General features: G+C 68.1%; 21 protein-coding genes. 15 read left to right on the top strand and 6 right to left on the bottom strand.

The window, feature by feature from the left end; genetic code table 11:
• Positions 1 to 103 precede the first annotated feature (103 nt).
• From NN2_RS13630 to tuf, 8 genes are all read left to right on the top strand, one after another.
• Positions 104 to 1264, top strand: a complete 1161-nt coding sequence (locus NN2_RS13630; protein WP_063013634.1) for a sensor histidine kinase — start codon at positions 104 to 106, stop codon at positions 1262 to 1264.
• Positions 1261 to 1953 carry a response regulator transcription factor gene (locus NN2_RS13625; RefSeq protein WP_280639212.1) on the top strand — a complete coding sequence of 231 codons (693 nt, stop codon included), beginning with the start codon at positions 1261 to 1263 and terminating at the stop codon, positions 1951 to 1953. The genes NN2_RS13630 and NN2_RS13625 overlap by 4 nt, the downstream gene beginning before the upstream one ends.
• Positions 1954 to 2016: 63 nt before the next feature.
• Positions 2017 to 2547 carry a DUF3558 domain-containing protein gene (locus tag NN2_RS13620; protein WP_063013630.1) on the top strand — a complete coding sequence of 177 codons (531 nt, stop codon included), beginning with the start codon at positions 2017 to 2019 and terminating at the stop codon, positions 2545 to 2547.
• An 11-nt stretch (positions 2548 to 2558) separates the two neighbouring features.
• The gene (locus NN2_RS13615) at positions 2559 to 3131 is read left to right on the top strand and encodes a DUF3558 domain-containing protein (protein WP_245658698.1); all 573 of its coding nucleotides are present in this window, start codon (positions 2559 to 2561) and stop codon (positions 3129 to 3131) included.
• Positions 3132 to 3553: 422 nt separating this feature from the next.
• The gene (gene rpsL / locus NN2_RS13610) at positions 3554 to 3928 is read left to right on the top strand and encodes a 30S ribosomal protein S12 (RefSeq protein ID WP_014353064.1); all 375 of its coding nucleotides are present in this window, start codon (positions 3554 to 3556) and stop codon (positions 3926 to 3928) included.
• Position 3929: 1 nt separating this feature from the next.
• Positions 3930 to 4400 carry a 30S ribosomal protein S7 gene (rpsG, locus tag NN2_RS13605; RefSeq protein WP_030517120.1) on the top strand — a complete coding sequence of 157 codons (471 nt, stop codon included), beginning with the start codon at positions 3930 to 3932 and terminating at the stop codon, positions 4398 to 4400.
• Positions 4401 to 4605: 205 nt separating this feature from the next.
• Entirely contained in the window at positions 4606 to 6708 is a 2103-nt protein-coding gene (fusA, locus tag NN2_RS13600; RefSeq protein WP_063013628.1) for an elongation factor G, read from the top strand.
• 115 nt (positions 6709 to 6823) lie between these two features.
• Positions 6824 to 8014 (top strand): elongation factor Tu, encoded by a 1191-nt coding sequence (gene tuf, locus NN2_RS13595; RefSeq protein ID WP_063013626.1) that lies wholly within the window; start codon positions 6824 to 6826, stop codon positions 8012 to 8014.
• An 81-nt stretch (positions 8015 to 8095) separates the two neighbouring features.
• Here the strand turns inward: tuf and NN2_RS13590 are convergent, their stop codons facing one another.
• Both NN2_RS13590 and NN2_RS13585 read right to left on the bottom strand, forming a co-directional pair.
• Positions 8096 to 10294 (bottom strand): hypothetical protein, encoded by a 2199-nt coding sequence (locus NN2_RS13590; protein WP_063013624.1) that lies wholly within the window; start codon positions 10292 to 10294, stop codon positions 8096 to 8098.
• A gap of 81 nt (positions 10295 to 10375) precedes the next feature.
• A complete protein-coding gene (locus NN2_RS13585; RefSeq protein WP_245658696.1) occupies positions 10376 to 10675 on the bottom strand; it encodes a cupin domain-containing protein in 300 nt (99 codons plus the stop codon).
• A 68-nt stretch (positions 10676 to 10743) separates the two neighbouring features.
• On the opposite strand from NN2_RS13585, the gene NN2_RS13580 reads away from it, so the two are divergent.
• Entirely contained in the window at positions 10744 to 11004 is a 261-nt protein-coding gene (locus tag NN2_RS13580; RefSeq protein WP_218022021.1) for a TetR/AcrR family transcriptional regulator C-terminal domain-containing protein, read from the top strand.
• 15 nt (positions 11005 to 11019) lie between these two features.
• On the opposite strand, the gene NN2_RS13575 is transcribed toward NN2_RS13580, so the two are convergent.
• Positions 11020 to 11649: a TetR/AcrR family transcriptional regulator gene (locus NN2_RS13575; protein WP_104364590.1), complete on the bottom strand. Its 630-nt coding sequence runs from the start codon at positions 11647 to 11649 to the stop codon at positions 11020 to 11022.
• Positions 11649 to 11996 (bottom strand): SPW repeat protein, encoded by a 348-nt coding sequence (locus NN2_RS13570; protein ID WP_030517125.1) that lies wholly within the window; start codon positions 11994 to 11996, stop codon positions 11649 to 11651. The genes NN2_RS13575 and NN2_RS13570 overlap by 1 nt, the downstream gene beginning before the upstream one ends.
• A gap of 199 nt (positions 11997 to 12195) precedes the next feature.
• Here NN2_RS13570 and NN2_RS13565 point away from each other — a divergent pair, with 199 nt between their 5' ends.
• From NN2_RS13565 to NN2_RS13550, 4 genes are all read left to right on the top strand, one after another.
• Positions 12196 to 13383 (top strand): NAD(P)/FAD-dependent oxidoreductase, encoded by a 1188-nt coding sequence (locus NN2_RS13565; RefSeq protein ID WP_063013620.1) that lies wholly within the window; start codon positions 12196 to 12198, stop codon positions 13381 to 13383.
• A gap of 126 nt (positions 13384 to 13509) precedes the next feature.
• Positions 13510 to 14289 (top strand): glutamate racemase, encoded by a 780-nt coding sequence (locus NN2_RS13560; RefSeq protein WP_063013618.1) that lies wholly within the window; start codon positions 13510 to 13512, stop codon positions 14287 to 14289.
• A gap of 449 nt (positions 14290 to 14738) precedes the next feature.
• Positions 14739 to 15902 (top strand): hypothetical protein, encoded by a 1164-nt coding sequence (locus NN2_RS13555; protein ID WP_156511332.1) that lies wholly within the window; start codon positions 14739 to 14741, stop codon positions 15900 to 15902.
• 145 nt (positions 15903 to 16047) lie between these two features.
• Positions 16048 to 16797 carry a DNA alkylation repair protein gene (locus tag NN2_RS13550; protein WP_063013614.1) on the top strand — a complete coding sequence of 250 codons (750 nt, stop codon included), beginning with the start codon at positions 16048 to 16050 and terminating at the stop codon, positions 16795 to 16797.
• Between the two features lie 112 nt (positions 16798 to 16909).
• Here the strand turns inward: NN2_RS13550 and NN2_RS13545 are convergent, their stop codons facing one another.
• Positions 16910 to 17971, bottom strand: coding sequence for a ferredoxin--NADP reductase (locus NN2_RS13545; RefSeq protein WP_063013612.1), 1062 nt, complete (start codon positions 17969 to 17971; stop codon positions 16910 to 16912).
• A 53-nt stretch (positions 17972 to 18024) separates the two neighbouring features.
• Positions 18025 to 18648 carry a mycofactocin system transcriptional regulator MftR2 gene (gene mftR2 / locus NN2_RS13540; protein ID WP_063013610.1) on the bottom strand — a complete coding sequence of 208 codons (624 nt, stop codon included), beginning with the start codon at positions 18646 to 18648 and terminating at the stop codon, positions 18025 to 18027.
• Positions 18649 to 19021: 373 nt separating this feature from the next.
• On the opposite strand from mftR2, the gene mftF reads away from it, so the two are divergent.
• Both mftF and NN2_RS13530 read left to right on the top strand, forming a co-directional pair.
• Positions 19022 to 20419, top strand: a complete 1398-nt coding sequence (gene mftF, locus NN2_RS13535) for a mycofactocin biosynthesis glycosyltransferase MftF (RefSeq protein WP_063013608.1) — start codon at positions 19022 to 19024, stop codon at positions 20417 to 20419.
• Between the two features lie 147 nt (positions 20420 to 20566).
• Complete coding sequence (locus NN2_RS13530; RefSeq protein WP_063013607.1) at positions 20567 to 21940, top strand: GAF domain-containing protein; 1374 nt, start codon at positions 20567 to 20569, stop codon at positions 21938 to 21940.
• Positions 21941 to 21949: the final 9 nt, after the last annotated feature.

Raw genomic sequence — 21949 nt, 5'->3', positions numbered from 1 at the left:
GGGTGGAGCCTGCGCGGCCGAATCTCGGCCCGACGGTCGTTCCGGCAACGATTCGACCGCGCCTACCGTCGTGGTACCGGCACGACATGCCACCAGGAGGGTTATGCGAGAGGGGCTGCGGGAGTTCGGGCGAAGGCTGATCGGCAACGATCCCGACGCCAGCCCGTTGATGCGTTCGATCGGCGCGACGCTGCTCGCGGCCAATCTGGTGTTCAACCACCGGGGAGCGCCGGCGGCGTGGCTGTGGGCGGTGCTGGCGGCCGCCTATGCCGGGTGGCTCGTGTTCGCGGTGGTCGAATCCCGGTATCCCCGGGTGGCCACCCTGGCGTTGACCTGGTGCGCCTTGTCGAGTGCGGCGGTTGTCGGAGCGGCCCCGGACATCTCCGCGTTCATCATGCTGTGCGCGGCGGCCAGTGTGCTCGCCCAGCAGTTCCGGTCCGCTACGCGAATCATCCTGCTCGGCTTCGCGGCACAGGTCGCGGTTCTGATTGTCGGCTGTGCGGCGGCCGGGAAGAGCCTCGGCGACCTGCTGACCTACGTCGGCGTGCTCGTCATACTGCTGCTGCTCGGTTTGTATCGTCGACAGCATCGACTGCGCGTACGCCAGACCCAGCTGCTGCTCGAACAGACGCGGCGCGCACAGGACGAACAGGCTCGGGCGGCCGCGCTGGACGAACGTGCCCGGATCGCGCGGGAATTGCACGATGTACTGGCACATTCGCTGGGAGCGCTGAGTATGCAGTTGGAGGTCGCGGAGCTGCTGCTCGACGAAAGGGGCGATATACCGGGCGCATTGGCGCATGTGCGGCGCTCGCACCGGCTGGCCCGCGACGGATTGATCGAGGCGCGCGGTGCGGTGGCCGCGCTGCGCGGCGACGTGCCACCGCTGCCCGATGCCGTGCGTGAACTGGTCGAGAGTTATCGGCGCGATCACCGGATGACGGTGGAACTGCGCTGCGACGGCCCCGCCCGGCCGATGGATTCCGGTGCCGCGGTATCGCTGCTGCGCACCCTGCGCGAGGCGCTGACGAATGCCGCCAAGCACGCACCGGGCCGGCCGGTGCATGTCGCGCTCGAGTTCGCGGCCGGCGAGGTGCGACTGTCGGTGCGAAACGCGTTCGCGGAGCAGAAGAATCGCGAGCCGCTGCCCGGCGGCGGGTACGGTCTGACCGGGATGCGTGAGCGGATCGCATTGGCCGGGGGCACGCTGTCGTCCGGTGCGGCCGACGGCGAATGGGTTGTGACAGCGGAGGTTCCGATTTGAGTGAGGGACAGGAACCGCTCCGGGTGCTGGTGGTCGACGACCAGCAGGTGATGCGTGAGGGTCTGGTCGCACTGCTGGGCCTGGTCGACGAGGTGCGTGTGGTCGGCGCCGCCGGTGACGGTGAACAGGCGCTGCGGGCGGTGGCCGAGACCGGCCCGGATGTGGTGCTCATGGATCTGCGGATGCCCGTACTCGACGGCGTCGAGGCGACCCGCCGGATCGCGGCCGACCATCCCGGCACCGCGGTACTGGTACTGACCACCTACGCCGACGACGCCTCGATCGTGAGCGCGCTGCGCGCGGGCGCGCGCGGCTACCTCACCAAGGACGCCGGCCGGGCGGAGATCGTCGCCGCCATCCGTGCCGCGGCGGCCGGGCAGTCCACCTTCGACGCCACGGTGTCCCAGCGGCTGGTGGACGCCCTGATCGGAGCACGGGACCGGCCGGCGCCGAGTGCCCCTGCCGCCGGTACGCCGAATCCCGACGGCCTCACCGCTCGCGAGGCGGAGGTGGTCGCGCTGATCACGCGCGGACTGAGCAATGCCGAAATAGCCGCCCACCTGTTCGTCTCGCCGGCGACGGTGAAAACTCACATCAACAACGCCTTCGCCAAGATCGGCGCCCGCAACCGCGCCGACGCCGTCCGCTACGGCTACCGCCACGGCCTGGCCGACCCGACCGCCGACTGAGGTGGTGGCCCTGTGCTACGCGACACCCGGGCCCAGGACGCCGAAACCAGTAGAGTGCCCATCATGCGATTGACGGCGGCGATTGTCACCGGGACGGCTCTCGCGGCACTGCTGGCGGGCTGCGGTTCGGGCGACAAGTCCGACAGTGATTCCCCGTCGGTTCGTCCGCCCGCGAAGGTGGCGGCGCTGGGCCCGTTCGTGGGGGAGTGCGGGCATGTCACCGATGACGAGGTCCGGAATCTCGGTGGGCTCGGTCAGATCTCGCAGGTGTTCAAGAATTCGGTCGGCTGCAATTGGCAGGCCGGCGGAATCGGCGGTCCCAGCGTGACGTTCGCGTCGTATCGGGGCAGTCCGATCGGGCGGGAGAAGGCGTGGGTCACCGCGCAGGGCCGCAATCCGGAGTCGATCGAGGTCGGCGGGCATCAGGGTTTCCAGGATGCGAGCCCGGACGGCACCATCTGTGACTTCGCGGTGCAGCTGGGCGACGACTTCTTCGAATGGTCGACCTCGGCCGGCGCATTCGGGCAGGTGTCGACGACACCGTGCGACAAGAACCGCAAACTGGCCGAACTGACCGTGCAGCGGCTGAAGTGAGGGCGGCTGAAATGAGCGACGCCATGCGTGATCAGGGCCGCGTCCGGCGCGGCGTGCGGGCGGGCGGGATCGCGGTCCTCGCACTCGCGGTCGGGCTGACGGTAGGCGGCTGTGGTCGCACGGTCTCGGGAACCGCATTGCCGGCGGGTAGCGGCGGCGGCGTGAACATGAACTTCGACAAGTTGCTGCGCGAATGCGAGGTCGTCAAACAGGAGGACATCGCCAAGGCGACCGGTGCTCAGGACGCGCAGGGTTCGTTCAACGGCGCGGTGTGCATGTGGGATCTGTCGGGTACGCCCGGCGGCGACGGTATGGCCACGCTGAACTGGTACGAGATGGGTTCGCTGCCGAACGAGAAGGCCAACAACGATCGGCTCGGCTACACCACCACCGATGTGAACGTGCAGGGCCGGCGCTCGCTGCAGGTGCAGCGGCCGGGCGATCCGGATTCGTGCGGTGTGATGGCGCCGGCCGCGGACACCGGGATCATCGGCTGGTGGGTGAACTACCGGCCGGGTGGTCATCCGGATCCGTGTGCCGGGGCGAAGAAGCTGGCGGAGTTGACCTTGAACCTGGCGCGGTAATTTTGGCCTCCGCTTCGCTCCGGCAGGGTAGATGTATTGCCTCGGGTGCCCGCGTGTGGGGCCGGGGAGCGCTCGAGAGATAGTTGTTGTGCATCGTGAGTGGTGAAGCGTGCTTGCCGGACCCCACTTTTGCCCCCCGCCGCGCCGACGGGTATCGTGGATCGCTGTGCCCGGAAGCGTGCGGGCAGGTTTGTGCGTAGAACGTAAGCCAGCGAGAGCGGCCGACCGTTTCAGCGTGCCCGGAAAAGTAGGCATGTACTGCGCGCGACACGCCCGACCTCGGGACGCGTGGAAACGCGATCCGGGCAAGTGGTGACAGCTCTATGACGTCGGTGTGAACTCCGGGGAATCGGGCAGCACCGCCGACAAACAGACATCGAAGAGTTCCAGACACCTGGTTACTGAATAAGGAAAGCCGGTATATGCCAACCATCAACCAGCTGGTCCGCAAGGGTCGTCGCGACAAGGTCGCCAAGACCAAGACTGCGGCCCTGAAGGGGAGCCCGCAGCGTCGTGGCGTGTGCACCCGCGTGTACACCACGACCCCGAAGAAGCCGAACTCCGCGCTGCGTAAGGTCGCGCGTGTTCGCCTGACCAGCGCGGTCGAGGTCACGGCTTACATCCCGGGCGAGGGCCACAACCTGCAGGAGCACTCGATGGTGCTCGTTCGCGGTGGTCGTGTGAAGGACCTCCCCGGTGTGCGCTACAAGATCATCCGCGGCTCGCTCGACACCCAGGGTGTGAAGAACCGCAAGCAGGCCCGCAGCCGCTACGGCGCCAAGAAGGAGAAGAGCTGATATGCCACGCAAGGGCCCCGCACCCAAGCGTCCGCTGATCAACGATCCGGTCTACGGATCGCCGCTGGTCACTCAGCTGGTCAACAAGATCCTGCTGGACGGCAAGAAGTCGACCGCCGAGCGCATCGTCTACGGTGCCCTCGAGCAGGCGCGCGAGAAGACCGGCACCGATCCGGTCGTGACCCTCAAGCGTGCGCTCGACAACGTGAAGCCCGCCCTCGAGGTGAAGCCGCGTCGTGTCGGTGGCGCCACCTACCAGGTCCCGGTCGAGGTTCGTCCGGGTCGCGCCAACACCCTGGCGCTGCGCTGGCTGGTCAACTACTCGCGCGCGCGTCGTGAGAAGACCATGATCGAGCGTCTGGCCAACGAGCTGCTGGATGCGAGCAACGGTCTGGGCGCTTCGGTGAAGCGTCGCGAGGACACCCACAAGATGGCCGAGTCCAACCGGGCGTTCGCGCACTACCGCTGGTGATTGGTCACCCGGTCCGCCGGTGAAGGAACGGCGCCGGGAGGCGAGTCACAGTCGGGTGCGGCACGTGCTCAGCAGGGCACCAATCAGCCGCACCCGACGTTGACATAGTGATGGCCAGGGGCCCGCATCGAAGCGGAACCGCCCGGGCCGTTCCCGAAAATCCCAACTAGCTGATCGCTAACAGAGCAGAGCGGGGAAGATTTCCGTGGCACAGGACGTGCTCACCGACCTCAACAAGGTCCGCAACATCGGCATCATGGCTCACATCGATGCCGGCAAGACGACCACTACCGAACGAATCCTGTTCTACACCGGTGTGAACTACAAGATCGGTGAGACCCACGACGGTGCGTCGACCACCGACTGGATGGAGCAGGAGCAGGAACGCGGCATCACCATCACCTCGGCGGCGGTGACGTGTTTCTGGAACCAGAACCAGATCAACATCATCGACACCCCCGGCCACGTCGACTTCACCGTCGAGGTGGAGCGTTCGCTGCGTGTGCTCGACGGCGCCGTCGCGGTGTTCGACGGTAAAGAGGGCGTCGAGCCGCAGTCGGAGCAGGTGTGGCGTCAGGCCGACAAGTACGACGTGCCGCGAATCTGCTTCGTCAACAAGATGGACAAGCTGGGCGCGGACTTCTACTTCACCGTCCAGACCATCAAGGACCGCCTGGGCGCGAAGCCACTGGTCATCCAGCTGCCGATCGGCGCGGAGGACTCCTTCGAGGGCATCGTCGACCTGGTCGAGATGAACGCCAAGGTGTGGACCGGCGAGACCAAGCTCGGTGAGAAGTACGAGGTCACCGAGATCCCGGCCGATCTGAAGGAGAAGGCCGAGCAGTACCGCCAGGAGCTGCTCGAGACCGTCGCCGAGTCGGACGAGGCGCTGCTGGAGAAGTTCTTCGGCGGCGAGGAGCTCACGATCGACGAGATCAAGGGCGCCATCCGTAAGCTGACCGTCGCCTCGGAGCTCTACCCGGTGCTGTGTGGTTCGGCGTTCAAGAACAAGGGCGTGCAGCCCATGCTCGACGCCGTCGTGGACTACCTGCCCTCGCCGCTGGACGTCGAGAACGTGGAAGGCCACGTCCCCGGCAAGGAGGACGAGGTCATCACCCGTCGGCCGAGCGCTGACGAGCCGTTCGCGGCGCTGGCGTTCAAGATCGCGGTGCACCCGTTCTTCGGCAAGCTGACCTACGTCCGCGTGTACTCGGGCAAGGTCGACTCCGGCGCCCAGGTCATCAACTCGACCAAGGGCAAGAAGGAGCGTCTGGGCAAGCTGTTCCAGATGCACTCCAACAAGGAGAACCCGGTTCCCTCGGCGTCCGCCGGCCACATCTACGCGGTCATCGGCCTGAAGGACACCACCACGGGTGACACCCTGTGCGATCCGCAGAACCAGATCGTGCTGGAGTCCATGACCTTCCCGGACCCGGTCATCGAGGTCTCGATCGAGCCCAAGACCAAGTCCGACCAGGAGAAGCTGGGCACCGCGATCCAGAAGCTCGCCGAAGAGGATCCGACCTTCTCGGTGAAGCTGGATCAGGAGACCGGCCAGACCGTCATCGGCGGTATGGGCGAGCTGCACCTCGACATCCTGGTCGACCGGATGAAGCGCGAATTCAAGGTCGAGGCGAATGTCGGTAAGCCGCAGGTGGCCTACCGCGAGACCATCACCAAGAAGGTCGAGAAGCTCGAGTACACCCACAAGAAGCAGACCGGTGGTTCGGGTCAGTTCGCCCGCGTCATCATCGGCCTGGAGCCCTTCACCGGCGAGGACGGCGCGACCTACGAGTTCGAGAACAAGGTCACCGGTGGCCGCGTTCCGCGCGAGTACATCCCGTCGGTGGACGCCGGCATCCAGGACTCCATGCAGTACGGTGTCCTCGCCGGTTACCCGCTGGTCAACCTGAAGGCCACCCTGCTCGACGGCGCCTACCACGAGGTCGACTCCTCGGAAATGGCGTTCAAGATCGCGGGTTCGATGGCTCTGAAGGAAGCGGCCCGCAAGGCCGGTCCGGTGATCCTCGAGCCGCTCATGGCTGTCGAGGTCATCACGCCCGAGGATTACATGGGCGATGTGATCGGCGACCTGAACTCCCGCCGTGGCCAGATCCAGGCCATGGAGGAACGCAGTGGTGCCCGTGTCGTCAAGGCGCTGGTTCCGCTCTCGGAGATGTTCGGTTACATCGGTGACCTGCGGTCGAAGACCCAGGGCCGGGCGAACTACTCCATGGTGTTCGATTCGTACGCGGAGGTTCCGGCCAACGTGGCGAAGGAGATCATCGCCAAGGCGACCGGCGAGTAATCGCAGTCGGGGCGGATTTGCGAGAATCCGCCCCGTTCGGTCGCGTACGACCCCCTGTAAATACAAACCGCACTGCTGCACAAAAGCACGCACTAACTAGTCCAGGAGGACAACAGTGGCGAAGGCGAAGTTCGAGCGGACGAAGCCCCACGTCAACATCGGCACCATCGGTCACGTCGACCACGGCAAGACCACGTTGACTGCCGCCATCACCAAGGTGCTGGCCGACAAGTACCCGGACCTGAACCAGAGCTTCGCGTTCGACCAGATCGACAAGGCTCCGGAGGAGAAGGCTCGTGGTATCACGATCAACATCTCCCACGTCGAGTACCAGACCGAGAAGCGTCACTACGCGCACGTCGACGCCCCCGGTCACGCCGACTACATCAAGAACATGATCACCGGTGCGGCCCAGATGGACGGCGCCATCCTGGTCGTGGCCGCCACCGACGGCCCGATGCCGCAGACCCGTGAGCACGTGCTGCTCGCCCGTCAGGTCGGCGTGCCCTACATCCTGGTCGCGCTGAACAAGTCGGACATGGTCGACGACGAGGAGATCCTCGAGCTCGTCGAGATGGAGGTCCGCGAGCTGCTGGCCGCCCAGGAGTTCGACGAGGAGGCTCCGGTCGTCCGCGTCTCCGGCCTGAAGGCCCTCGAGGGTGACGAGAAGTGGGTCGAGTCGATCGTCGAGCTGATGAACGCCGTCGACGAGTCCATCCCGGACCCGGTCCGTGAGACCGACAAGCCGTTCCTGATGCCGATCGAGGACGTCTTCACCATCACCGGTCGTGGCACCGTGGTCACCGGTCGTGTCGAGCGTGGCGTGATCAACGTCAACGAAGAGGTCGAGATCGTGGGTATCCGCGAGAAGACCACCAAGACCACCATCACCGGCATCGAGATGTTCCGCAAGCTGCTGGACCAGGGCCAGGCCGGTGACAACGTCGGTCTGCTGGTGCGTGGTATCAAGCGCGAAGATGTCGAGCGTGGTCAGGTCGTCATCAAGCCGGGCACCACCACCCCGCACACCGAGTTCGAGGGCCAGGCGTACATCCTGTCGAAGGACGAGGGCGGCCGCCACACCCCGTTCTTCAACAACTACCGCCCGCAGTTCTACTTCCGCACCACCGACGTGACCGGCGTCGTGACCCTCCCCGAGGGCACCGAGATGGTCATGCCGGGCGACAACACCGAGATGAGCGTCAAGCTGATCCAGCCGGTCGCCATGGAAGAGGGCCTGCGCTTCGCGATCCGCGAGGGTGGCCGCACCGTCGGCGCCGGCCGCGTCACCAAGGTCATCAAGTGACTTTGTGATCGGCCGTCACGACATGTGACAGCATGAAAAGGGCCGTTCCCCTCGGGGAGCGGCCCTTTTCGCGTCGCTGGCTCAGTTCTCGGTCGCCGCCAGGAGAGCTTCGGCGAATTCGCGCATCTGGTCGGCGCCGCCGAACCAGGTGGTGACGAGTTCGACTGCGGCGGTGCGGGTTCGGTGGGCGGCGGTGATGAGGCCGTTGAGGTCGACGTCGCCGGCTTCGGCGTTGCGAGCCACATTTTCCAATGTGTGGCTGGCCAGCAGTAACTGCATCACCAGGCCGACGTCGATGGCCGGGGGTTCGCCGGTGGTCTCGGCCCGGCGGCGGGCCGCGCGGCGGGAGGTGGGGGGCAGGCCGGTGCGCGAAGCGATGTCGTCCGGTGTGTCACCGGAGTGCTGATCCCCGGTGGCGCGACGATTTCGGCGACCGCCGGTACCCGCGGCACTGGTGGACGATTCGATGTGGGCGGCACCGATCGCCGAATCCGGCTGTGTCGCACCGTCTTCCGGGGCCTCGGTCGTCGAGTCGTCGGCTCGGGTTTCCGCTGCGAGCGACCGGTGCCGGCTGGTCGGAACGGACTCCGCCACCCGGGCTTCCGCGGCGCGTCGTCGCAGGACGTCGGTATCGGACTGTTCGGCGAGGGTACTCGTCGGGGCCGAGCGCAGGCCGACCGTCGCCCCGTTGCGGGAGGGAAGCTGGTGGGAAGCGGCGTGGGCGTTGTCCGCGCGGCTGCGGATCGCCGGGAGCATGTCGGTGTTCTGCCACGATTGCGGATCTCCGGAGCCGGCTTCGTCCGTTCGGTCGGCCGGATCGGAGTGGGCCGGGGGCGTCGACTCCGCGCGGTGGGAGTGTGCCGGCTCGTTCGAATGCCGGTGCGGCAGCCGCGCCGCGGGGGTCGCCGGCTCACCCTTGTCGTCCTCCGCTGCGCCCGTATTCGCCTCGGCGACGGTGTGTTCGGCGGCCTGGGCGCTCTCGGCGACGGATTCGGCCCGCGTAATGGGGCGTGGTGTGTGCTCGCTCCCGGCTGCCGATTCGGTGGTCGCGGTGGGTCGGAGGGCTTCGTCGGGCGACCGGTCGGTCAGTGGGGTCGCGGCGAGCCGTGCGGGATCGGCGTCGCCGCCGGCCGATGTCGCGTGACCGATCGCCGTGCGGTTCACACCTTCCGCTGTCGCGGGGCGGGATTCACTCTCGCTCCCGGAGGCGGCTGCGGGCGGCTCGTTGCCGGCGGATGCCGGTTCGGTCACCGCGGTGGTGTGCTGCTCACCGGTTGCCGATTCGGTTGCCGCGATGTCGCCGGGCAGCCGGGCCGCGGCGGTGTTCGCGGCGTGCTGCTCGTCGCCGCGTGCCCGCCGAGCCGCACGGGGAATGGGCCGGCGGGGCGTGTCCGGGCGCGGGTCGGTGCTCGCCGGTGTCGCGTCGGCGGCGAGACCCGTTCCGGCACCGGCCGCTTCGGTCCGGGCGATGCCGTGGGCGGGAGTGGGAAGCCGCATCGGGAGTTTCGGCGGAGCCGGGACGGATGCGGTCGACGGGGCGCCGGATTCGGCCGGATCGGATCGCCGCGGTTCCGCCGGCTCGGCAGACGTCTCGGCGGGCTCGGTTTCGGCGGAACGGGAGCGAGTCTGCCGCCCGGGGTCGATGCCCAGACTCTGCGCGATGCGGCGGACGGTGTCCTCCGGATCCTGGGATCCGGCATCGAGTTCGGTTTCCCAGGTTGCCTTCTCCGGCGTCGGGTTCTCGTTGTCGCCGGGAGCCGTGGACGATCCCAGGACACCCGATCTCGGATCCACCGGCGGCGTCTCCGCCGCGCTCACCGCGAAACTGGAGGTGGGAGCGGATTCGTCGTCGGCCGCAGGATTGTTCCGCGACCGCGCCGCACCCTGCTCGTAATCCGCATCGAACGGTGAGGCGAACATGCTGCGCTGCGCGGGTTCTCGGGTGGCCAGCGGCGGGATGTTCGTGCGGGCCGATGTGTCGCGGACCGGCAGCGGCGGTGCGGCGGGAGGTGCCGGAACCGCGGTGCCGGCGAGGTAGTCGGGTGAAAAGGACGGGACATCGGTGGGCGAGGCGACCGGGGGCGGGCCGAAAACGCTCTCACCCGATCCGGACTCACCGAATTCGGCGCTGTCCCAGCGCAGTCCGAACTTCTCGGCACCGCCGTGCGCGGGACCGCCGCCACCCGTCTGCTGGCCCGGCTCCTCCTCGGAGCGGGTCAGTCGGTGCCCCTCTCGTGCAGTATGGGGTTCTCCGAAACGGGCATTGGCGGGATCCGTCATACACTCCATTCTTATCGCTCACGTTTCGGGGTGCGAGTTCGCGGGGGTGTGCGACGGTTCCCGCCGCCCTTGCGCCGCAGCTCAATCCGTCCGTTTTGCGAGTTCGGTACCGTGGCGCAGGGTGAGCGACATCAGTTCACTCGGCTCGTCCACCTCGATCCGATGCCAACACCCCCGCGGCACGATGAACGCCTGTCCGGCGCGCAGCGATACCGGTCCCGCCGCGTCGCCGGGCTCACGCAGATACATCCGGATTCCGCCCGAGAGCACCGCCACCAACTCCTCTCCGCTCGGATGCATTTCCCAGTGGTCGCCGTGGACGTCGGCGTCGGTGGCCACCCGGAAAGTCGCCAGCGTCCACCCCTCCATATCTCCGGACATACGGCGTTGTTCGTCGAAAACCCGGCCGTCGGGCAGCATTCGGATGCCGCGGGCGAACAGGTCGACAAGTGCGAGGTGCCGAGCGGGCGGTGCACGCCTATCGGACGATCTGGTACTACACCGCCGGGGAAATTCTGATTCGGGCCGCGGCTCGCCGGCGTCGCGACGACGACCGGCCGGTGTTCCGGGAGCGCGTCTTCGCCGATATCGATGCCGGCGAACTTCCGCGCCTGGCGGCCGTGGCCGACCGGTGGGGCGCGCTCACCGCGGCCGACACCTACGAGGAGGGATTGCGCGCGTTGGTCGATGGTCTGCTGCCGGCTCGCTGAACCGGCGGCGCCGGCTCAGCCCAGGCCGGTCATGCCGGCCGCGACGACCCGGGAGAGGTTCGTGATCTCCTCGGCGCCGGCGAGTGTCAATCCGTCCAGTGCGTGCAACCGGTCGGTGCTCGCGATGGTGAGCATGGCCGACACCCAGGCGGCTGCGCAGGCCCGCAGGGTTCCGGGTTGTACCTGCCCGGGCGCACTCGCCTGCAATACCCGGGCGGTGACGTCGAGCAGCTGATCGCGCATGCGGCGCACCTGTTTTCGCACATCCGGATGCGTATCGGCCTCGCGCCACATGATCACGCGCAGCACCGAGGAATGGTGGTCGCGCAGATTCAGCGCCGCGTCGAGGTTCACCAGGCTGGTCGCCGGATCGCCGGGCCGGACCACCGTGGCGATGTCGTCGATCGGATGCGCGGGAACTCGCTCGGCCATCAGCGCCGAGAGGATCGAGTCCTTGGTGGGGAAGTAATAGAAGACCAGCCCCTTCGGAACGCCGGCCGCGGCGGCTATCGCAGCCGTCGCGGTCGCGTCGAATCCGTGTGCCGCGAACAGGCTTTCGGCGGCATCCAGAATCAGGGCGCGGGCGTCGCCGTCGACCTTGCTGCTGCGGCGACGCCCCGCTCGACGGGGTTTGGGCATCTGCATCAGTGAGCAGTATGCATCCGTGCCGATACCTGCGGAAGGGCGGCCAGGGCGACCACGACGGTCAGTACGCCGACGATCCACGCGGTCCACGACGCCGCGCTGAAGGAGCTGAAGTTCATCACCCACGGCGAGATGAACAGCAGGACGCCGAACAGGCCCATCGCGTAATCGGTTCCGGCGATGCCCGGACGGGTGAACTGGACCAGGCCGGCCAGGGCGATCAGCACGCCGAGCACGATCAGGGTCCACATGGCGCGGTTGCTGTGGTCGGTCCAGATGGGGGACAGGGCGGTATAGACGCCCAGTGCCACGGCCACGGAACTCAGGGTGCGGTTTTCGGTGAGCATGGGTGCCTCCTCGGGGGCGGAATTATGTTCTGATCTCGGTATAACTCTGATTGACCGCCCGATCAATACTTGTTCCGGAAAATTCCTGCACTCGCGTCGGATATGGCGCCCGTCACCGCATTCTAGAACGTGTTCTAGTTTATGGTGGATTGGTGCAGCAATACGTGCCAGCAGTGGGAACCGAGCCAGGAGCGCAGCGATGACAGCCCCGATCGTGATCGTCGGCGCCGGTCTGGCCGGCCTGCGTACCGCGGAGGAATTGCGCCGCGCCGGATACGAGGGCGGAGTGATCCTCGTCGGTGACGAACAGCGCCTGCCCTACGATCGGCCGCCGTTGTCCAAGCAGTTCGTGCGCGGCGAGACCGAGGATACGACGCTGCGCCCCGCCGAATTCTTCGCCGAGAAGAACATCGAGCTGCGACTGGGCCTGGCCGCGACCGGAGTCGATACCGCGGCGCGCACCGTGACCTTCGACGACGGCTCCGTGCTCGAGTACCGACAGCTGATCATCGCAACAGGCCTGCGCCCCAAGCGGATTCCGGGTCTGCCCGAGGCCGCCGGTGTCCACGTCCTGCGGCGGCACGAGGATGCGGCCGCGCTGCGCGACGGACTGGCCACCGCGCGCCGGGCGCTGGTGGTCGGCGCCGGATTCATCGGCTGCGAGCTGGCGGCGAGCTTCCGTTCCCGCGGCGTCGACGTGGTGCTGGTGGAACCACAGCCCACCCCGCTGGCCGCCGCGCTGGGCGAGGCGGTCGGCCGCCTGGTCGGGCGCATGCACCGCGACGAAGGGGTGGACCTGCGCTGCGGCGTCGGACTGAGCTCGTTGCAGGTCGAAGACGGCGCGGTCACCGGGGCCACCCTCACCGACGGCACTACGGTCACCGCCGATCTGGTGGTCATCGGTGTCGGCTCCGCGCCGATCACCGAATGGCTGGCCGGATCCGGCATCCCGCTGGCGGAACCGCAGGCGGGCGGGGGTGTCCTCGCCGACGAGGTGGGCCGCACCTCGGTCGAGGGGGTGTGGGCGGTCGGCGATGTCGCCGCGTGGCGCCACGACAACGGCCGGCACAAGCGGGTGGAGCACTGGACCAACGCCGGCGAGCAGGCACGGCTGCTGGTGACCGCGCTGCTCGGCGGCGACGTTCCCACGGCCGCCCGGGTGCCGTACGTGTGGAGTGACCAGTACGACCTGAAGATCCAGGTCCTCGGCACCCCGGCGGGCGCCGACGAGATCCGGATCGTCGAGGACGACGGCCGCAAATTCCTGGCGCACTACTTCGACGGCGGAGTCCTGACCGCCGTGGTCGGCGGCGGTCGCACCGCGCAGGTGATGAAGATGCGCGCCGAACTCGCAGCCAACGCCAGGTCCGCCGCACCCGCGAGCTGAACGCCCGCAACGCGCCGTGCCGCCCGGATCGGTCGGTGCGACGGCACGCCAGCGCCGCGCGGAACAGGTCCGGTCGATACCCCGGTCGGGCGTAAGGGTTCGTGGCGACGCTAATACAGTGGCTGGGTGATCGTTGCGCTCATCGATTCGGGACTGGGGTTGTTGCCGACGGGGGCGTGGCTGCGCAAGTTGCGTCCCGACCTCGATCTGCTGCTGCAACTGGATCCCAATGGTGCGCCGTGGGGGCCCAAACCCGAGCAGTGGGTGATCGATCGGGTGCTGGATGCGGCCCGCCGATCGTTGCGGCTCGGCGCGGAGGCCATTGTGCTGCCGTGCAATACCGCCAGCGTCACCGCACTCGAACAGGTGCGGGCCGAGGTCGGGCCCGAGGTGCCGGTGATCGGCACCGTCCCCGCGATCAAACCGGCGGCCGCCGCGTGTGCCTCGGTCGCGGTGTGGGCGACCGCGGCCACGACCGCGAGCCGCTACCAGGCCGATCTCATCGCTCGCTTCGGCGGTGACGCCGATGTGACCGGTGTGGCGTGCCACGGCCTCGCCGACGCGATCGACCGCGGAGATCTCCAGGCCGTCGAGCACGCCATCGCCCGCGCCGCCGAGCAGACTCCCGCCGGCACCGAGGCGGTCGTCCTCGGCTGCACCCACTACCCGCTGGTCCTCGATTCCATCGTGGCCGCGCTGCCCTCGGGCGTCCGGCTGTTCGACAGCGCGGAAGCTGTTGCGGGCCAGACACTTCGACGCATCGACGCCCTGGGCCGGCCGACCGCCGGCGCCGGCACGGTGACGGTCTACAACAGCGGCCGCGCCGGTGAACTGCCCGCGAGTGCGGCGGCCTTCGAATCCGGCCGTGTGCTCGGAGCGGTCGACACCGCGTGCCCGACCGCCTAGCTTCGCGGGGGCACTCGGCGTAGCCGGTGTCGACCCGGTCACGTTCGCGCCCGCGCTTCCCGCCGGCCGGGCACTACCGGCGCCGGTGCCGACGATCGAAACATGTTCCGGGACAACTTCTTTCACCATATCTCGCCGGTGCTCCGGAAAAGGGCTGTGACCTGCGCCCCAGTCAGCCGTGGGAGGTCTGGTGGCCCGTACTCGGACGCGGTTCTACCGTGATTTTTCGCAGACGTACAGCGCGGTCGTCGACGCATTTCCGCACCCACCCCTACCGGGCCGGCCGCCACGAGGCCGGCGCATCGGTAACAGACAGACCCGGAGTTATGGCTACCCGAACGCCTTGGAGCGATGTTCATCCCGGAACCGGCGACCTCGAATCGTCCGGCTCACTACCGACGCCACCGGGTGGTCGCCGTCCGAGCTGGGGATACCTGTGCGGGGCCGTGTTGAGCGCCGCGACTCTCGTCCTGTTGTTCCAGCCCTGGTTGTCGGCCTCCGGACCGGGCGGCGCGATCCGGTCGGATGCCTTCGGCAGGCTGACCGGTACCACCGTGTCCCAGCAGGACTGGGCGGGTGCCGGGCTGCGCGACACCGATATCAGCGGCACGTGGGCGGTGCTGACCTGTGTCGCGGTGCTCGCGACGATCTTCGCCGCGGTGGCCTATCTGCGCACCCGCGCGTCGATATTCTCCGCCGCGGCCGCGGTGGCGGGGACCGGTGTGGCGGTGTTCGTCCTCGCGGATGTGCTGTACCTCGACAACAAGGAATCCGAGATGCGCGCGGCGGTCGCGGACGACAGCAGTTTCTCCGGCATCCTCCGCGGTCTCTTCGGTGGGGCACATGCCGCGCATCAACTGGCGGGGGCCCATCTCGATTTCGCCGCGATGCTCGCCGGAATCACGGCTTTCGGCGCCGCGGCCTGTGTGCTGACGAATCACCTGCGCGACAATCCGATTGTGCGCACCGCTGCCCGGCCGACGACGCGATCGGTCGCAGTCGCACACCCCTCGACACCGACCGCACGGCCGCAGACACCGACCACACCTCGTCCGGTACCGGCAGCCCTGCAAATGGTGTCGCCCGCAGCAACCGCACCGCAGCTCGTGCCGCCGGCATCTCCGTCGGCGCCGACCGCACCTCACGTGGCGCCGGCCGCGCTCTATCCGGCGTCGATCGCATCCCAGCCGGTGCCGACCGCCCCCAATCCGATGCCGATGGCACCGCACCCGGCTCCGGCCGCATCCCCGCTGGCTCCGGTGGCAACGCAGCTTGTTCCGGCCGCATCCCATTTGACGTCGGCCGCATCGCAGGTGGTCCAGGCCGCACCCACTCCGGCGCCGGCGGGACCGCAGCCGGTGCCGACGGCTCCCGATCCGGTGCCGGCGGCAACGCACCCGGCTCCGACAGCACCCAATCCGGCGCCGCCCGCACCGGCGACACCCCCGGCGCCCGTTGTCGAATTCGGGGATATCACCGCGGAGCGGCACGAGCCCGCCGCCGAACTCCCGCCGTTTCCGGTTCGGAAACAACCGAGCTGGCGCATCGTCATTCCCGCGGGAGCGGTGTCCGCGCACGCTCCGGCGCGGGGGGAGCGCACCTTCGCCAATTAGATCCGCAACGGCACGTGTCCGGCCGCGGCCGGACACGTTGTCGTCGGGAATCGGGTGAAGAGTGAGTGATACTGCCGTACATGATCGTTGCGCATCATCCGGAGGATCGGCATTCGGCGTCGGGCGGTGTCGGCGGAGTGCGGGCATGAACTCCGCGCCGACCGCCGCCGATGTCGCCCGTGCCATGGACGAGCTGGGAGATCCCGGCCGCGCCCTCGAGTTGCGGCGGTTCTTCAAAACCGGGCCCGGGGACTACGGCGAGGGCGACGCCTTCCTCGGAGTCCCTGTGCCGCAGACCCGCAAGGTCGCGAAACAATTTTCCGCACTGCCCGTTTCGGAGATAGCTGAGCTTTTGCGGAGTCCGGTGCACGAACATCGGCTCGCGGCGTTGGTGATCGCGAACAATGCCATGGCGAAGGCGGGGAAACCGCGCACGTACGACGTTGCCGCGCAACAGGAAATCGTGGAGATGTATCTGGCGGCGGTGCGCGGCGGGCGCGTGAACAATTGGGATCTGGTCGACGTGTCGGCCGAGAACATCCTCGGCCCGTGGTTACTGGAACGGCCGCGCGATCTGCTCGACGAACTGGCGCGGTCGGAATCGCTGTGGGAACGACGGGTCGCATTGCTGACGACCTTCGCATTCATCAAGGCCGGCGACGCCTCGACCACGTTCGCACTGTGCGAACGGCTGCTCGACGATCGGCGCGACCTGATTCAGAAGGCGGTCGGATGGATGCTGCGGGAAGTCGGCAAACGGGTGGACCGCGCCCTGCTCACCGAATTCCTGGACCGCCGTGCCCACGATATGGGCCGCACGGCATTGAGTTACGCCACCGAACATCTGGAACCCGAGACGCGCGCGGCCTATCGGGCGCAACGGCAGGCGCCGTAAGCCGGCCCGCCGACTACGCGGTGTCCGCCGCGGTGCCGATACGGCGCCCATGCACCGCGGCGGATTCCCCTGCCGCGCGCGGCCCAGCGGTCGGCTGCGGCAGCGGCGGTCCTCAGAACTGGATCTTCAGATGATCGGTGACCGGATGCGCCTGGCACCCGAGGATGTACCCGGCTTCGATGTCCTCCGGATCGAGAATCTCCGAATTGTCCATCTCCACTTTGCCTTCCAGCACGGTGCAGGCGCAGGAGCCGCATTCGCCTTCCTGACAGGAGTACGGCACGTCCAGGCCCTTGGCGAGCATGATGTCGACCAGGGTCTGACGCCGCGGCCACTGCATGGAATGGGTCTGGCCGTCGAGTTCGACCTCCACGGTGGCCGCGTCGGCGGCGTCCTCCTCGCTGACCTCGACGGGGGCGCCGGCGGCGAACGGATCGCCGGACAGCGAATTGAAGACCTCGGCGTGGGTGCGGTTGCGCGGCACCTCCAGCTGGGCCAGTGCGTCGTGCACCCGGTCCATGAACGCCTTCGGCCCGCACATGAAGGCGCGGAAACCGGTGTACGGGGTGCACAGCGCGGCCAGTCCGTCGGCGGTGGGCAGGCCCTGCAGCGTCTCCAGCCAGTGCACCACCACGAGCCGCTGCGGATTCTTGTCGGCGAGTTCGCGCAGTTCGTCGGCGAAGATGACCGACTCCGGATCGCGGTTGGCGTAGACCAGCACGATCCGGCCGGTGCCGCGGGCGAGCGCCGATTTCAGGATCGACATCACCGGGGTGACACCGCTGCCGGCGGCGAACAGCAGCAGGTCCTCGTCCAGATCCTTCGGCGTGAAGACGCCGGAAGGTGGCAGCACCTCGATCTCGTCACCGGCTTGCACGTTGTCGCACACCCAGTTCGACGCGTATCCGTCGACCGTGCGCTTCACGGTGACCTTCGGTTGCACATCGGTGTGCGGTGAGCTGGCCAGCGAATAGCAGCGCGCGACCGAACCGGTGCGCTCGCTCGGGATGCGCAGCGTCAGGAACTGGCCGGGCTGGTAGGCGAAGCGCTCGCGCAGTTCTTCGGGCACGTCGAAGACCAGTGAACAGGCGTCGGCCGTCTCGTTGACGACAGCGGCGACCCGCAGCACGGCCGATCGTGAGCTGTGCGGTACGACGGGATCGGCGGTGGTCATGGTGTCCTCTCGGGGCCGGGCGCTGGAGCAGGTAAACTAGAACGTGTTCTAATTTATGATACGTGGCCGTCCCGCTGCCGGACAAGCTGGGCCTCGAGCCCCGCGATCAGCACATCCATACCGAAGTCGTAGGAGTATTTGCCGCGCAGATCGCTCATGTGCTTGACGGCCCGCTCGACGGCTTCGGGAAGCGGCATGTCGACCAGCGCGGATCGGTCCCGTGGATTGACCCGGGCGCGGCCGAACAGATACGTGTGAATGGTGGCATAGGCGGCGAGCACATTGCGATCGTCGAAGCCCGCATCGGACAGGATTTCCATCACAGCGGCGATCAGATCGAGCTGTTTGCCCAGCGTCTGTTCGATCAGCACATCGCCGAGGCCCGGATGTTTGCGCAGCTTCTCGTCGATCTGATCGATGAGTTCGCGCAGGCGCTGCTGCCAGGTGCCGAATTCCGGCGGTGGGGTCCGCACGCCGGTCAGGGCCGCGCTGGCCACCAGATCGAGCAATTCGCGCTTGTCGGCGACGTAGTAGTAGGGCGCCATCGGCGAGACGCCCAGTTCGCGGGAGAGCCGGCGCATCGACAGCTTCTCCACGCCGTCGGCGCGCACCACACGCAATGCGGCCTCGACTATCTCGGCTTCCGAGAGTGTGTTGCCGCCCCCGCTCGTCTGCATCCGTCCGACTCCCATGCCACCTCTAGACCTGCGCAGCCCGCCCGACGGCCACCCGTCATCTGCTGTTCAACGTGCTTGCCTTCCGCAGTCTAGAGTGCGCGTTCGTGGTCGCGGCCCGGTACGTGGAGGAGATCGGCGCACACGGCGACGCCGCATCTCACGCGGTAGTAGCCGGAGATGAACTATCGCGTCCCACGCGGAATCTCGTTGATCATGAAGCGAATGTTGCCGTGCGATAGCCAGATAGCGTCGATGGTCATTGACACCCACGCAACGCCGGAGCCGGTGGGTTGCCGCCGGATTCGTATCGAATTCGGTCCGTTTTTTTCGACACGGGATGCCCGGAGGGCGGTTAGCGCATAGCATTCTTGGAATGCGCCATGATCGACTGCCCAACGGGTTCGGGGTGCGAATCGATCCTCGGGTGCGCACCTATTCCGGTGGACGGCTCTTGGTCGGTGGCTCGCCGACGAGGTTGCTGAAACTTGCTCCGGAAGCGGCCGCCCTGATCGGTGACGGGTATCTCGAAGTGACGGATCCCCAGTCCGCGGTGGTTGCCAGACGGCTGCTCGACTCCGGGGTGGCCAACCCGCGTCCGCGCCTGCTTCCTTCCCCGGAAGAGGTCACGGTCGTGGTGCCGCATTGCAACGACGCCGCCGGATTGCAGCGGCTGCTCTCTGCCCTGCGCGGGCACAGCGTGGTGGTCGTGGACGACGGTTCGGACCGGCCGGTTCGGATCCCGCGTACCGGTGGCCGTTGCCGCGTCACGGTGCTCCGCCACGATGCACGCCAGGGCGTGGTCGCCGCGCGCAATGCCGGACTGCGGGCGGCGACAACGGAATTCGTCGCATTCCTGGATTCCGATGTGGTCCCCCGCGCGGGCTGGCTGGAGGTCATGCTCGGCCATTTCAGCGATCCCGAGGTCGCGTTGGTCGCGCCCCGCATCGTCGCGCGCGAGCCGGATGCCAGTGTGCTGGGCCGCTACGAGAGCGCGCGGTCGTCGCTGGATTTCGGCCGCCGGGAAACCGCGGTCAGTTCGCGCGGCTCGGTGTCGTACGCGCCGGGCGCGGCCCTGCTGGTGCGGCGGCACGCCCTGCTGGCCGAGGGCGGATTCGACGAGCAGATGCGCTCGGCCGCCGATATCGATCTGTGCTGGCGACTCGAGCGCGCCGGCTGGCGGTTGCGCTACGAGCCCGCCGCGCACGTCGCCTGCGATCAACCGGCCTCGTTCGGTAAGTGGTTCGGGCGCAAGGTTTCTCACGGCGCCGCCGCGGCGCCGCTGGCCCGGCGCCACGCCGGGATGGTCGCCCCGCTGTCGGTGCCGTTCTGGACCGTCGCCGCGACCGCGCTGCTGGCCACCGCCTCGCGGGCCGGAATCCTGGGCGGGCTCGCCACGCTGCTCGCCGCGCTGATCCGGCTGCGGCGGGTGTTCGCCGAACTCGACAATCCGACGCGGGTGGCGGCCATCCATCTGGCCCGCGGATTCTCCGCCGGGGTGTGGCGGATCGTCTCGGCGCTGTGCCGGCACTACTGGCCGGTGACCGTGCTGGCGATGATCGCCTCCCGGCGCATCCGCCGGCTGGCGGTCGCGCTGGCGATCGCCGACGGACTGGCCGACTGGTTCACCCACCGCGATGCCGGCGGCCTGGATCCGGTGCGGTATCTGATGTGCAAGCGGCTCGACGACCTCGCCTACGGGACCGGCCTCTGGTCGGGTGCGCTGCGTGCTCGCAACGTGGCCGCGCTGCGCCCGGCCGTTCCGCGGCATTGATGGCCGGGGTCACAGTTGGCCCCGATATGCCGTCTACCTCACATTTCGCCGCGCTCCGATGCTGGTGTGACCTGTCGGACAAACCGTATGCTTCGCCCATGCCCTTCCTGACCCGCCGGTACAGTGTGGGACGGGAAAGAAAGGCAAATGGTCAGCAATCTCACAGGCGATAACCGTCCCGAGGGCAGGGTCGAGCCCGGGACACAGCTCGGTGCGCTGGAAGCCTATGCCGCTCAGGCCCACGGTTACCTCAGCGTCGGGGGTGATCAGCTCAATCAGCTGCCCGGATTGCTGCGTCCGCTGGTTCTGGAGTCCTGGCTGCGCAGTCTGCGCGGCGGGGTCGACCCCATGGACGTACTCGACGGCCGCGGTCTGCGCGGTGCCGATCTGCAGCGCTACCGCGACAACCATCCGATTGCCGCGGTGATGCCACTGGTCGACAAGCTGCTGCTGCAGGACGCCACCGGCATCGGCCTGATCGTGGTCGTCGCCGACCAGTTCGGCCGGGTGCTGTCGGTGCACGGCAATCCCGACCGGGTCGAGGCCGCCGCCGAGGTCGGCCTGCGCGAGGGCGACGATCTGTCCGAACGCCGCATCGGCACGAACGCGGTCGGACTGGTGGTCCGCACCGGGCGCGCCACCTGGATCCACGGCCCTGAACACTTTCTGCACCGGATGCATCAGCTCACCGGGGCGGCCGCGCCCGTCCACGATCCGGACGGCCGGTTGGTCGGCGTGCTGATGATCGCCGGCGGCGTGCGCGTCGCGCGCCCGGAGATTCTGGCATTGGTGAAGGCGGCCGCGACCGCGGCGGAAATGGATCTGGTCCTCGCGGCCGTGCGCACCGAACAACGAGGCGCGGATCGCCGTGCGTCCGTGGGGCATTCGACGCCGCCGCGGACCGCCGGCCGGCTGGCGCTGGAGGTGCTGGGGCTGGGCCAGCCGCAGTTGTCGGTCGACGGCGAGCGCATCGCGTTGTCGCAGCGGCATGCCGAGATCCTGCTGCTGCTGGCCGAACACGCCGAAGGTCTGTCCGCCGATCATCTGGCGTTGCTGCTCGACGACACCGACCTCGACAACGCCACCATCCGCGCCGCCATGTCGCGGCTGCGCTCGGTGGTCGGCCCGGACGTCTTCGGCTCGCGGCCGTATCGGTTGCGGGTGCCGGTGTCCACGGATGTGGAGGCGCTGCGCGCGGCACTGGACTCCGGTGATGTGCACAGTGCGGTCCGCCATTACACCGGACCGGTGCTGCCCCGTTCGACCGCTCCCGGAGTTATAGACATTCGCGATGAATTGCGGGTGCGGCTGCGAACCGCAGTGTTACGTTCCGGTGACGCGACCGTGCTGAGCCGTTGGACCTCGGGAGCCGAGGGGCGTGACGATGCCGCCGCATGGGTGGCCTATCGAGCCACCGCCGATCGCGATTCCGCCCTGTATGCCCAGATCGAGGCCAAAATTCGGGTGCTCGACCGGCGGATGGGCGCCGATGCAACGCAGATGCAACGTTTCGGCTCGTAGGCTCCGCGT

Origin of the sequence: Nocardia nova NBRC 15556, from assembly GCF_001613005.1 — a bacterium.
Taxonomy (GTDB): Bacteria; Actinomycetota; Actinomycetes; order Mycobacteriales; family Mycobacteriaceae; genus Nocardia; species Nocardia nova.
This window is presented reverse-complemented; position numbering and strand designations above follow the sequence as displayed.